Origin of the sequence: Komagataeibacter rhaeticus, assembly GCF_011611525.1 — a bacterium.
Taxonomy (GTDB): domain Bacteria; phylum Pseudomonadota; class Alphaproteobacteria; order Acetobacterales; family Acetobacteraceae; genus Komagataeibacter; species Komagataeibacter rhaeticus.
The window spans coordinates 1,994,737-2,007,664 of sequence record NZ_CP050139.1; the positions used below are offsets into that span (position 1 = coordinate 1,994,737).

Genomic DNA, 12,928 nt, shown 5'->3' on the forward strand with positions numbered 1-12,928 from the left:
GGCATGATCGGGGCAGACAGGAAGGGTTGCCGCGCCCGGCAGCCCACCGTGACCTACCGGGAGCGTTGATGGCCGGACCCTGTGTTCCCAGGCATATCGGTCGCAAGGTACTTGACCGCGCGCAGTCGAACCACGATGTGTTGCGCCCGTCATGCGGGCATCGGCCCGCCCTGCTGCCTGAGGATACCTGACCCGTGAACAGCCTGCCTCCCCCCACCGGCGTGGCGCAGCCACATACCCGCACCGTTTCCACGCGCGGGCTGCATGTCATAACGTGGGGCTGCCAGATGAACGTTTATGACAGCGAGCGGATGACCGACGTGCTGCGCCCGCTGGGCTACAGGGCGGTCGGCACGCCCGATGACGCGGACATGATCATCCTCAATACCTGCCATATCCGCGACCGTGCGGCGGAAAAGGTGTTTTCCGAACTGGGCCGCCTGCGCAAGGTCAAGGAAGCGCGCGCCGAACGCGGCGCGGGCACGGTGCTGGCGGTGGCCGGATGCGTGGCGCAGGCCGAAGGGCACGAGATCCTGGCGCGCGCGCCCTATGTCGATATCGTGCTTGGCCCCCAGACCTATCACCGCCTGCCCGAGATGGTGGCGCGCGCGGCGCGTGCCGCCGGCGCGGTGATCGAGACCGATTTCCCCATTGAGCAGAAATTCGACTTCCTGCCCGCCGACCGCGCGGCCCCGGCTGGTGGCGCCGCTTTCCTGACCATACAGGAAGGGTGTGACAAGTTCTGTTCCTTCTGTGTCGTGCCCTATACGCGCGGGGCGGAAAGCAGCCGGCCGGCAGTGGCCGTGCTGGCCGAGGCCCGCCGGCTTGTGGCCGCCGGCGCGCGCGAGATCACGCTGCTGGGCCAGAACGTCAACGCCTATCACGGTGAAGGGCCGGACGGCGCCACATGGGGCCTTGCACGCCTTGCGCGCGTGCTGGCCGATGAAGTGGGGGTCGCGCGCATCCGCTACACCACATCCCACCCGCGCGACATGGAAGATGACCTGATCGCGGCCCATCGTGACCTGCCGCAGCTCATGCCGTTTTTGCACCTGCCGGTGCAGTCCGGCTCCGACCGGGTGCTGGCGGCCATGAACCGGGGGCATACCGCCGATGAATACCGCGTGCTGGTGGACCGCCTGCGCACGGCCCGGCCCGACCTTGCCCTTTCATCGGATTTCATCGTGGGCCACCCCGGTGAGACGGACGGCGACTTTGCCGATACCATGCGCCTGATCCGCGATATCGGCTTTGCGCAGGCCTATTCCTTCAAGTATTCCCCCCGCCCCGGCACACCGGCGGCCGGTGCGGGCCAGCAGGTGGCGGAAAGCACGAAGGACGCCCGCCTGCAGGAACTCCAGGCCCTGCTGCGCGTGCAGCAGGATGAATTCAACGATGCCACCATAGGCCGCAGCACCCCCGTGCTGTTTACCGGGCGGGGGCGCAAGCCGGGACAGATTTCCGGCAAGAGCCCATGGTTGCAGGCCGTGAACGTGGAAGGCCCGGAAAGCCTGATCGGCCGTATCGCCAGTGTGGATATCCGCCACAGATACACCAATTCCCTTGGTGGTGTCCTGACAGAGGAGACAGACAGGGCTTGAGAGAACAGACACAATCCACGCTCCACGCCCCCCGCCGTGGCGGCGGCAGGCGCCTTCCCCCCCATGGCACGGCCGCGGCAAATGACCGCACCGTGACCCTGCAGTTCGAGGACAATGCGCTGCTGGCGCAGCTTGTGGGGGATCACGACCGTCATCTCCTGCATCTTGAACGTGGATTTGATGTCCGGCTGGCATGCCGTGGCAACCGCATCGCCATTACGGGTGCCGCCCAGCGCGTGGCCCTGACACAGGGCACGCTGACCGAACTCTACCGCCGCGCCCGCGCGGGCCAGGCGGTGGATACCGCCGCCGTCGATACCGCCATCCGCATGGCGGCACATGCCTTCTCCGCCCCCCCCGCCGCAGCCGCAAGGGACATGGCCACAATGCAGGACATCCGCACACCTGTCGCCCCGCCGCGCCCGTCGCTTGCGGACCTGCCCACCATCATGACCCGGCGTGGCCCCATTGCCCCGCGCTCGGTCGGCCAGGGCCAGTACATGGACATGCTGGCCCGGCAGGAAATGGTGTTCGGCCTTGGCCCCGCGGGCACGGGCAAGACCTATCTGGCCGTGGCCCAGGCGGTGGCCATGCTGCAGGCGGGACAGGTGGACCGCATCGTGCTCTCGCGCCCTGCGGTGGAGGCAGGCGAGCGGCTGGGCTTCCTGCCCGGTGACATGAAGGAAAAGATCGATCCCTACCTGCGCCCGCTTTATGATGCGCTGCATGACATGATGCCGGGTGACCAGGTGATCCGCCGCATGGGCACGGGCGAGATCGAGGTCGCACCCCTGGCCTTCATGCGCGGGCGGACGCTGGCGCACTGTTTTGTCATTCTGGACGAGGCGCAGAACACCACCCCCGCCCAGATGAAGATGTTCCTGACCCGCATGGGGGAAGGCACGCGCATGGTCATTACCGGCGACCTGAGCCAGGTCGACCTGCCGCGTGGCGTGACATCCGGCCTGCGGGAGGCGGTCGAGACACTCGACGGCCTGCCCGGGATCGGCATGATGCGATTTGAATCGCGTGACGTGGTGCGCCACCCGCTGGTGGCGCGTATAGTGGAGGCATACGACCAGCGCGCCGGGGCACAGAACCGCCCCCATCGCGCCCGGTCGCAGCAGGAGAACAATGAAACCTCGAAGTAGCACTGGCCCCGCCCGTACGGGCGGGGTCGCGGATGCACCGGGCCGGGCCGGCATGCCCGCCCCCACGGCCATGCCGGCCGGACCCGACATCACCGTGGCGGACAGGCGCTGGAACCGCGCCGTCCGCCAGCCACGCCACCTTGTCACCCGCGCGGTCGATGCCGCGCTGGCGGCCACGGGCCGTTACGGGCCGGTCACGGTCGTGCTGGCCGATGACCGCACGGTCCGGCACATGAACTGGCGGCATCGCGGGCGCAACAGGCCCACCAATGTCCTGACATTCGAATACGCGGCCCCGCACGCCCCGGGTGGCCTGTGGGGTGGTGACATCATCATCGCGTTTGAAACGCTCGCGCGCGAGGCCCGTGCGGCGGGCCGCTCCATGGCGGCCCACCTGGCGCATCTGGTGGTACACGGCGTGCTGCATCTGGCGCAGTACGACCACCACCACCCCGGCGAGGCGCGGGAGATGGAGATGGAGGAGGCCCGCATCCTGTCGACCCTCGGGTTTGCCAACCCGTGGAAGGCGGGCCGCATGGCCACCACGCGGGGGACACGGTCATGAGCCGGCCGGTCAATGATGGCGCGGGGGGGGGCGAGCCTCCGTCCGGGTCGCGCGGCAAGGGTTTCCTGTCACTGTTCAGCCGCAGGCGCGCCGAACAGGGACTGCGCCATTCCATTGCCGCGCTGGTCAAGGAAGCCGATGATGCGGCGGGGAGCGAGGGGGAACCCGGTTCTTCCGAACTGGACCGGCAGGAACGCGCCCTGCTGGCCAACGTGCTGCGCCTGCGCGGCATCACCGCCGATGACGTGATGATCCCGCGCGCCGATATCGTGGCGATGCCGGTCGACATCAGCCTGGACGAGGCACTGGACATGATGCGGCGGGAAAACCATTCCCGCATGCCCGTCTACCGCGCGCAGCTGGATGATATCGTCGGCATGATCCACGTAAAGGACCTGATCGCCTATGTCGGCACGTCGGAGGCCTTCCGCATGGAGCCGCTGCTGCGCCAGCCGCTTATGGTCGCGCCGCAGCTGCCGGTGCTGGACCTGCTGCTGCAGATGCGCCAGCGCCATGTCCATCTTGCCCTGGTGATTGACGAATATGGCGGCATTGACGGGCTTGTCACCATCGAGGACCTGATCGAGACGATCGTGGGCGACATCTCGGACGAGCATGACGAGCCGACTGTGAACATGATGCGCGACCGCCCCGACGGCACGCTGGATGTGGACGCCCGCACCCCCGTCGCGGCGTTTGAGGAAAAGGTCGGCCCCGTGCTGACACGCGAAGAGCGCGAGGCCGAGATCGAGACCGTGGGCGGGCTTGTCTTCCGCCTGGCGGGCCACGTGCCCACGCGCGGCGAGGTCGTGACGCATGAAGGCGGCATGGTCTTCCGCATCCTTGATTCGGATGCCCGCCACATCCGCCGCGTGCGCGTGCGCCTGCCCCCGCGCGAGGGGCCGCAGCCGCCGCCCGCGGTACAGGCCGGCCGTCCGTAGCACGGGGTTTGCCACCACAATGCGGGGGGTGGATTTACGCCCGCCCTCCGCCTCTCTAAACTCATGCCATGACCGGGGCGCATGGCCCCGCCCCAGCCCTTACCGGAGAGTGACCGTGATGCCCATCAAACGCCGCACCCTGCTTGCCCTTGCCCCGGCACTGATTACCGGCGGCAGCCTGCTTTCCGGCAGGGCCATGGCGGAGGCCGCCGATCCGCGCCTGTCCATCCGCGCGGTCGGCAACCCGCAGGCCAGGGTGCGGGTGGAGGAATGGTTCTCGCTCACCTGCACGCATTGCGCGCGCTTTGCCGCCGAGATCTTTCCCGAAGTGCGCAGCAGGCTGATCGATACCGGCAAGGTCTATTACATCTTCCGTGACTTCCCGCTGGACCAGGTGGCGCTGACCGCCTCCATGGTGGCCCGCAGCCTGCCGCCCGAGCGCTATGAGCCGTTCGTGCTGGCCCTGCTGTCCAGCCAGGACCACTGGGCCTTTGGCAAGACGCCGGAGGAATCACAGGAAGAAATCCGCAAGATGGCGGCGCTGGCCGGCATGTCGTCGGACGTGTTCCAGCAGACCATCCATGACGATACGCTGCGCCACGCCATAATGGACGAGGAAGACCGCGCGCAGGCGCAGTACAAGATCGATGGCACCCCCACCTTCCGCTTCAATGACAAGGAACAGGTGGCGCAGGAACTGACCTACGCGGAATTCGCCAAGAAGGTCGAGGCCGCCAGCAACTGACCGGAACCCGCCCGACATGACCGCCCGTTTCGTCCGGCTGCGCATCGCAGGCTTCAAGAGCTTCGCCGACCCGGTATCCGTTGACATCCTGCCCGGCCTGACCGGCATTGTCGGGCCGAATGGCTGCGGCAAGTCCAATGTGGTCGAAGCCCTGCGCTGGGTGATGGGGGAGACCAATGCCCGCTCCCTGCGTGGCGGTGAGATGGATGACCTGATCTTCGCGGGCACCACCACGCGCGCGGCCCGCAACATGGCGGACGTAACCCTGACACTGGAGGGGGCCGCCGAAGTCGCCCCCGCCCCGTTTCAGGGGCAGGACGAGCTTCAGGTCTGCAGGCGCGCGGAGCGGGGGGCCGGCAGTGGCTACCGCATCAACGGACGCACCACGCGCGGGCGCGACGTGCAGACCCTGTTTGCCGACCTGGCATCGGGCGCGCGCTCGTCCGCCATGGTCAGCCAGGGGCGTGTATCCGCGCTGGTCAATGCCCGGCCAGAAGAGCGCCGCACGATTCTGGAGGAAGCCGCCGGCATTACCGGCCTGCATGGCCGCAGGCACGAGGCGGAACTGAAACTGCGCGCGACCGAGGCCAACCTGGCCCGGGCGGAAGACCTGCGCCTGCAACTGGAAGCCCGGCTGGGCGACCTGCGCGAACAGGCCGAGCAGGCGGGGCGCTACCGTGAACTCTCACAGGGACTGCGGGAGGCGGAAACCGCACTCCTCGCCCTGCTGCACGCCCGCGCGCACAAGGGCGTGGCCGAAAGCCAGGCCGCCCTTGAGCATGCGCGCACCGAACTGAAGGCAACGGAGGAACTGGCGGAGAGCGCGGTCATCGCCGATTTCGAGATCAGCCAGACCCTGCCGGGCCTGCGTGAGGTTCTCGATACCCGCCGCACGGCACTTGAACGCTTCAAGGTCCGTGCCGAAACCATTGCCGATGAACTGGCCAGCGCCGAATCCGCACTGGCCGTGGCCCGCACCCGCCTGACCGAATGCGAAGGCGTGCAGCAGGCCGCCCTGGCCCGGCGTGAGGACGCCGCCCGCATGCTCACGCAGCTTGAGGCCGAGCGCACGCAGATGGCAGAACGGCTGGCCGCCCTGCCCGCCCTGCGCGACAGCCTGCACACACAGCGCACGACGCTTGCGGCGGATATGGCCGATCTGGCCGCGCGCGTGGAGCAGGCCACCACCACATTGCGCGAGGCCCAGCTCCAGACCACGCAGGCCCGCACGGTGCTGGAAGCCGCCACGGCCACCCATGCCCGCCTTGCCGCCCGGCATGGCGAACTGGCGGCCGAGATCGCAGCCCTTGAGGCCGACATGCCGACCGGGGCCGCGATCACGGACCTTGATACCCGCATAACCGCCGCCCGGGCCGCCGCGACCGCCGCGCTGGCCGCGCGTGAGGACGCCACCCGCGCCCATTCCGACGCGGTGCTCCAGGCCGGGCTGGCCCGCAATGCCGCCACCGAAAGTGCGCGGGTACACGCACAGGCCACGCAGGATACCGGCGCCATCCGGACCCGGCTGGACGCACTGGAACGCGACGTGACCGGCCTGGCCGCACGGGTGGAACAGGCCCGCGCCGCCCTTGTGCCCGAGGCCGAGCGGGCACGTCTGGCACAGGTACTGCACGATGCGGATGCGGCCCTTGCCACGATCCGTACCGAACTGGCCACTGCGGAGGAAACCCGCGCACAGGCCACGCAGGCCGAAATACAGGCCAATGCCCGCCTGAAGGAAGCCCGCGCCACCCGGCTGGCGGCCGAGGACGCCCTGCGGGCGGCCAGCGCCGCACGGACGCGCGCGGCAAACGAAGTGGAAACCCTTGCCACCGGCATGGAAACGCTGCGCGCGCAGGCCGTGCCCGATTCCGCATTGCAGGCCCTGACAGCCCGGCGCACTGCCGCGGAAGAGGCCCTGGAAACCGCGCGCGCCGATATGGAAAGCGCCGAATCCGCCCTGATGGCCGCAACACGCGCGGACGAAGCCCACGCCGCCCAGCTGGCGCAGGCCCGCGCCCACCTGTCCGGCCTTGAGGCGGAAGCCGACGGGCTGGCTCGCGCACTGCATAGCGATACGGAACAGGCCACCCCCGGTGGCGTAACGCTGGCGGAAAGCCTGCATGTGCCCACAGGGCTTGAAACCGCGCTGGCCGTCGTGCTGTCCGACGGGCTGGAAGCCGCGGTAAAAGGCCCCGCCCCGCGTGAATGGCACGACCTGCCGCCCGCTCCCCACGCCCCCTTCCCGGCAGCGGGGATCAGCCCGCTTTCCACCCTGATGGATGCGCCCCCCGCCCTGTCACGCGCGCTGGCGGCGGCGGGACTGCTGCCCGAAGGCATGGACGGGGTCAGCCTTCAGGCCGCCCTTGCGCCGGGGCAGTGCCTTGTCACGCGCGAAGGGGCGTTGTGGCGGTGGGATGGCTATGTGCAGGCCCCCAATCTGCCGGGACGGGCCGCGCTGCGGCTGAAGCAGCTGGGCCGCCTGCGTGAGCTGCGGGCGGAGCTGGAACAGGTCCGCGCCGCTATCCCGGCGCTGGAAGAGGCGGCAAGGGCCGCCACCGCCACCCGCCAGCAGGCGGCCAGCAGGCTGGACACGGCGCGCGAGACCCGCGTCAGCGCCGAAAACGCGCTTCAGGCCGCCCGCACGGAAGAAGCAGAGCTGTCACGCCAGCATGCCACCATCGCGGCCCAGATCCATACCCTGTCCGTACGGCATGAGACGGCACTGGCCGCGCAAACCGAGGCCGAATCGGCACTGGAGCGCGCCCGCGCGCACGAAGCCGCCCTGCCGGACGCCGCCGGACTGGCGCAGGCCCAGCAGGATGCACAGCAGCACGCGGCCCGGGCCGTGGCCGGGGAAAGCCGCCTGCGTACCGCCCGCCAGCAGGCCGAAGCGGCAGTGGAACGGGCCCGCCAGGCGCTGCACGCCACCCAGGGTAGCCATAACGAGGCCGAAACCCGCCTGCACGCCATGCAGCCCGAACTGGCCCGGCTGGAAACCGACCGCGATGCGTTGGGCGCGGAACTGGCCACCCGGCAGGCCCATCTGGCCAGCCTGCCCGCCCCCGCCCTTGCGCAGGAAGCCGCTACGCAGGCCGCAGGTCTGGCCACGGCGGCGGAGCAGGCCCTGCGGCAGGCGCGCGAAGCGGTGGAAACCACCACAACCCGGCTGGAACAGGCGCGCGCCACCCGCGCGGCCCTTGAACAGAAAATGCGCGAGACCGGCACGCAGCTTGAAACACGCCGCGCCCGCATGGCCGACCTGACCGTGGCACTTGAACACGCCGCGGCGGAGGAGGAGCAGGCACGGACCCATCTGGCCGCCCTGCCCGACATCGCGGCACTGGAAAATGCGCTGGCCGCCCTGCGTGCGCAGGCGCAGGACATGCAGGCCCGCAAAGAAGAACAGCGCGAAGCCCTGAGCCAGCTTCAGGCCGAAGAGGCAGCCCTGCGCCAGCGTTTTGAAGCCTCGGCCCAGGACATGACCCAGTGGACCGCCCGGGTGGAAGCCGCAGGGCTGGAAGCCGAAGCCGCACAGGCCCGGCTGGCCAATGCGCAGGCCGAACATGACCGGGCGGCCCCCCTGCCCGTGGCGGTGGGCGCGCGGCGCGATGCCATTGCCACCGAGCTGGAACAGCATGCCAGCCAGCATGATGCGGCGGCCCGGGCGCTACAGGCGGCGCAGGACCGTCTGGCCGAACTGCAGCAGGCCCGCGGCACCGCACAGGAAACGCTGGCGGCGGCGCGCGAGGCCCTGCTGCGCGCCGAAGGCAGGCGCGAACAGGCACAGGTCCTGCTGGCCCAGCTTGTGGCGGAATCCGAACCGCCGCCGGGCGTGGTACCCACCGACCTGAGCGTGGGGGCGGAAACCAGCCTGCGCCGCAAGGTCAGCCGCCTTGAGCGCCAGCGCGAAGAGCTTGGCCCAGTCAACCTGCGTGCCGAGATCGAGGCACAGGACGCATCGGGCAAGATCGACACCATCCTGCACGAACGCGATGAACTGCAATCCGCCATAAGCCGCCTGCGCGGCATGATTGGCCAGCTCAACCGCGAGGGCCGGGAGCGGCTCATGGCCGTGTTCTCGCGCATTGACCAGCATTTCCAGGCCCTGTTCGCGCGCATGTTCAATGGCGGCCGCGCGCATCTGGGCATGGTGGGCAGTGACGACCCGCTTCAGGCCGGGCTGGAAATCTATGCCCAGCCGCCGGGCAAGAAGCTGGCTACGCTGTCGCTGCTTTCGGGTGGGGAGCAGGCACTGACGGCGCTATCGCTCATCTTTGCGGTGTTCCGTTGCAATCCCGCCCCCGTCTGCGTGCTGGACGAGGTGGATGCCCCGCTGGATGATGCCAATGTGGGCCGGTTCTGTGCGCTGCTGGGTGACATGGTGGCCGAAGCGGGCACGCGTTTCCTTGTTGTCACCCACCATCAGCTGACCATGGCGCATATGGACCGGCTGTATGGCGTGACCATGCAGGAACGCGGTGTAAGCCGCGTGCTGTCGGTTGACCTGGAACGCGCCACCGAAATGGTGGACAGCGAACCCGCCCGATAGGCGGGGGACGTTCTGGTAAAGCTTGTCCGGAATGCTTCACGGACTGCCGCCTTTTTGGAAAAAGGCGGCACCCGGAGACTTTTTCAATAATCCAGGCCCTGTGGGCACAGCGCGCCCACGGGCCTTTTGGGACAGGAATACCCCTGCCTTTACGGCATCATGCTGCCGGTCTCGATGAAGCGCTGGTGCCATGACAGGGCTTCGGTCAGCAGATGCGGGGACTGCTGGCCAAACGAACCCGCACGGGCGCGCCTGTAGTAATCCTGCAGCATGGGTCGATAGTCGGGATGGGCGCAGTTGGCGATGATCACTTCCGCACGCTGCTTGGGCGAGAGGCCCCGCAGGTCGGCCAGGCCCTGCTCGGTCACCAGCACCTGCGAATCCTGTGTGATGTGATCGACATGGGACGCCATGGGCACGATGGCGGAAATCTTGCCACCCTTGGCGGTGGACGGCGTCATGAACACCGAAATATAGGCGTTGCGCGCAAAATCGCCCGAACCGCCAATGCCGTTCTGGATTTTCGAACCCATGATCTGGGTGGAGTTCACGTTGCCGTAAATGTCCGATTCGATCAGGCCGTTCATGGCAATGCAGCCAAGGCGGCGGATCAGGCCGGGATGGTTGCTGATGTCCTGCGGGCGCAGGATGATCTTCTTCTGGAATTCACGCATGCGGGAATTGAGCGATTCCGCGGCTTCCGGGCTGAGCGAGAAGGCGGTGGCCGAGGCAACCCGCATCTTGCCGCTTTCCAGCATGCCCAGCATGCCGTCCTGAATGACTTCCGTATAGGCGGTCAGGTCATCGAACGGGCCTTCCTCCAGCCCGCCCATCACGGCGTTGGCCACGTTGCCCACACCGGACTGCAGCGGCAGGAGCGAGGGCGGCAGGCGGCCCATCTTCACTTCATGGCGGAAGAATTCCATCAGGTGGCCGGCAATGCCGCGCGCGGTCTCGTCGGGCGGGGAGAACGGGGCGTTGCGGTCGGGCGCGTCGGTCTCGACAATCGCCACGATCTTGGCCGGGTCCACCTTGAGCGACGTGCCGCCAATGCGGTCATCGGGGCGCAGCAGCGGGATGGGCTGGCGGTGCGGGGGAAGGGCCGCGCCGTACCAGATGTCGTGCATGCCCTCGAGTGCCGCGTCCTGCCAGCTGTTGACCTCGATGATCACCTGCCTGGCGGTGTCGAGCCATGTCTTGGAATTGCCGACGGAGGAGGACGGGACAATGCTGCCGTCCTCGCGGATGGCGGTGGCCTCGATGATGGCGGTATCGATCTCGCCAAAGAATCCGGCCCAGGCCATGGGGGCGACATGGCTGAGATGCATGTCCAGGTATTCCGTCTCGCCCTTGTTGATGCGCGCGCGCAGGCCGGGGTCGGAATTATAGGGCATGCGGAAGGAGATGCCGTTGACCTTGGCCAGCGCGCCATCCAGTTCCGGCCCGGTGGAGGCCCCGGTCAGCAGCCGGATGCGGTAATCATTCCCCTTGGCATGCTCGCGCTCCATCAGCGCCGCCAGCGCCTGCGGCACCGCCTTGGGATAGCCTGCGCCCGTAAAGCCGCTGGTGCCGACCGTGCTGCCGGGGCGGACAAGGGACGCCGCCTGCTCGGCGGTGGTGATCTTGGCCCGGAGCGCCGCATTCCGGATTCGGGTGTGGTCGATCATGAACTTTCCCTCAAACTCTTATCGTTATGTCCAGCCGGCGTAGCCTGCGCCGGATATGTCGTATGCCTTGGCCGCTGCCGCCCGGGCGGGGCACGTCTCCCCTATCATGAACCGGACCGGCCCGCCCTGCCCGCATCCCGGCGCCGGATGTGGGTATTCCCGTTGCACCCCTTGCCGCGACCGTGCGTTCCACTTCAGCATGACGCCATCATCTGTTCTCCCTCCCGCCGGTTACGTCACAACAAAAGAGTGTGACACCCGGGCCTGACTCCGCTTCATGCTTTCACGTTTGCTCCATCGTGTCCCGGTCATGTGCGCGGGGTATTTTAGGTATGTATTTTTGGCAACATGCGCGCCGCCCCTGTACAATGTCGTTCCCCGGATGCAACCGTTTTGTGGCATCCGGGCTACATTCTTGCCCATACCCCTAGTGCATGGCGGCCAATGTTGTGAATAATAGGAAACCAGACCCAGCCAAGGGGCAGCGGCGCACACGGCACGGCCAGCAGCAACAGGAGAGGATTTTCGTTTGAGACGTCGATTTCCCTCTCCCCGTCCCGTCATGGCGCATGATGGCGCGACCGCGTCCCCCACGGCGCGCGAGGGTGCGCCGCCGCGCGCCCCCCTGATCACGCCCGCGCACCCGCTGGCGGACCTGCTGGCGGGCAGGAAGCTGCGCGTGGTGGGCGATGTGCATGGGGACCTGCATGCCTTCCGCCACGCGGCGGCCACGGACCGTTTTGTCATACAGCTGGGCGACCTGATTGATTACGGGCCGGACAGCGCGGGGGCGTTCCGGCTCATGCAGCAGCTGATCGACGAGCGGCGCGGCCTGTTCATCCTGGGCAATCATGACCGCAAGCTGGCCCGTGCGCTGCAGGGCCGCAAGATGCGCCGTGATCCCCCGCTCATGGAAACGCTGGCCCAGTTCATGGCCGAGGAAAATGCCGACGTGCACCAGCGCGCCCTGGCCGATCTGGCCCTGGCCCCCGCCTGGATCGTGATCGGGCGATCCGTGTTCGTGCATGGGGGCTTTCATGTCCGCATGCTGGGCGAGGCGCCACCGCCGGGACTGGGCACGGTCACGCCCCTGCTTTCGCGCGCGCTGTTTGGCGAGACCACGGGCCGGATGCAGAAGGATGGCTACCCCGAGCGCAGGCTGAACTGGGTGGACCATATTCCCGCGGGCTATACGGTCTATTGCGGGCATGACCGCCGTTCGACCGACGGGCGGCCATGGGTCCGCCACGGGCGCATGGGGGGCCGCGCCATCTTTACCGATACGGGGGCGGGCAAGGGTGGCCACCTGGCATGGATCGACCTGCCGCCACTCCTGTAAACCCAGCCCCTTATCCGATCTTGCAAAGGAAAACCGACACCGATGAACAGCACCCAGGCCCGGCATGAGGCAGCGCAGCAGAAACTTGAGGACCTGCGCCGCAGCATCGACAATATCGATGCGGCCCTGATCTACATGCTGGCCGAGCGCTTCCGCCACACGCAGGCCGTGGGCCGGCTCAAGGCCGCCAACGACATGCCCCCCGCCGACCCCGCGCGTGAGGCCCGGCAGGTCGCCCGCCTGCGCCAGCTTGCCGCCACCGCCCGGCTTGATCCGGATTTCGCGGAAAAATTCCTTGCCTTCATCATCCGTGAAGTGATCCGCCACCACGAGGCCATAGCCGCGGGTAAGGAAGGCTGAACCCGCC

The 12,928-nt window shown here is 68.1% G+C and carries 9 protein-coding genes; 8 read left to right on the forward strand and 1 reads right to left on the reverse strand.

What is annotated here, in order from left to right; genetic code table 11:
* Nucleotides 1-287 precede the first annotated feature (287 nt).
* The 6 genes from miaB to GWK63_RS09085 all read left to right on the forward strand — a co-directional run bounded on the left by miaB (nt 288) and on the right by GWK63_RS09085 (nt 9,555).
* Complete coding sequence (gene miaB / locus GWK63_RS09060; protein WP_407717637.1) at nt 288-1,601, forward strand: tRNA (N6-isopentenyl adenosine(37)-C2)-methylthiotransferase MiaB; 1,314 nt, start codon at nt 288-290, stop codon at nt 1,599-1,601.
* 92 nt (nt 1,602-1,693) lie between these two features.
* Nucleotides 1,694-2,752, forward strand: a complete 1,059-nt coding sequence (locus tag GWK63_RS09065; RefSeq protein ID WP_034933785.1) for a PhoH family protein — start codon at nt 1,694-1,696, stop codon at nt 2,750-2,752.
* 52 nt (nt 2,753-2,804) lie between these two features.
* Nucleotides 2,805-3,317, forward strand: a complete 513-nt coding sequence (ybeY, locus tag GWK63_RS09070; RefSeq protein ID WP_007400414.1) for an rRNA maturation RNase YbeY — start codon at nt 2,805-2,807, stop codon at nt 3,315-3,317.
* Entirely contained in the window at nt 3,314-4,258 is a 945-nt protein-coding gene (locus GWK63_RS09075; RefSeq protein WP_007400413.1) for a hemolysin family protein, read from the forward strand. The genes ybeY and GWK63_RS09075 overlap by 4 nt, the downstream gene beginning before the upstream one ends.
* Before the next feature lie 118 nt (nt 4,259-4,376).
* On the forward strand, nt 4,377-5,003 hold the full coding sequence (locus GWK63_RS09080) for a thioredoxin domain-containing protein (RefSeq protein WP_040000045.1): 627 nt from the start codon (nt 4,377-4,379) through the stop codon (nt 5,001-5,003).
* A gap of 16 nt (nt 5,004-5,019) precedes the next feature.
* The gene (locus GWK63_RS09085; RefSeq protein ID WP_007400411.1) at nt 5,020-9,555 is read left to right on the forward strand and encodes an AAA family ATPase; all 4,536 of its coding nucleotides are present in this window, start codon (nt 5,020-5,022) and stop codon (nt 9,553-9,555) included.
* 149 nt (nt 9,556-9,704) lie between these two features.
* Here the strand turns inward: GWK63_RS09085 and GWK63_RS09090 are convergent, their stop codons facing one another.
* Nucleotides 9,705-11,222: an acetyl-CoA hydrolase/transferase family protein gene (locus GWK63_RS09090; protein ID WP_007400410.1), complete on the reverse strand. Its 1,518-nt coding sequence runs from the start codon at nt 11,220-11,222 to the stop codon at nt 9,705-9,707.
* A gap of 562 nt (nt 11,223-11,784) precedes the next feature.
* On the opposite strand from GWK63_RS09090, the gene GWK63_RS09095 reads away from it, so the two are divergent.
* Nucleotides 11,785-12,561 (forward strand): metallophosphoesterase, encoded by a 777-nt coding sequence (locus tag GWK63_RS09095; RefSeq protein WP_007400406.1) that lies wholly within the window; start codon nt 11,785-11,787, stop codon nt 12,559-12,561.
* Nucleotides 12,562-12,603: 42 nt separating this feature from the next.
* Nucleotides 12,604-12,921 (forward strand): chorismate mutase, encoded by a 318-nt coding sequence (locus GWK63_RS09100; RefSeq protein ID WP_007400405.1) that lies wholly within the window; start codon nt 12,604-12,606, stop codon nt 12,919-12,921.
* Nucleotides 12,922-12,928 lie beyond the last annotated feature (7 nt).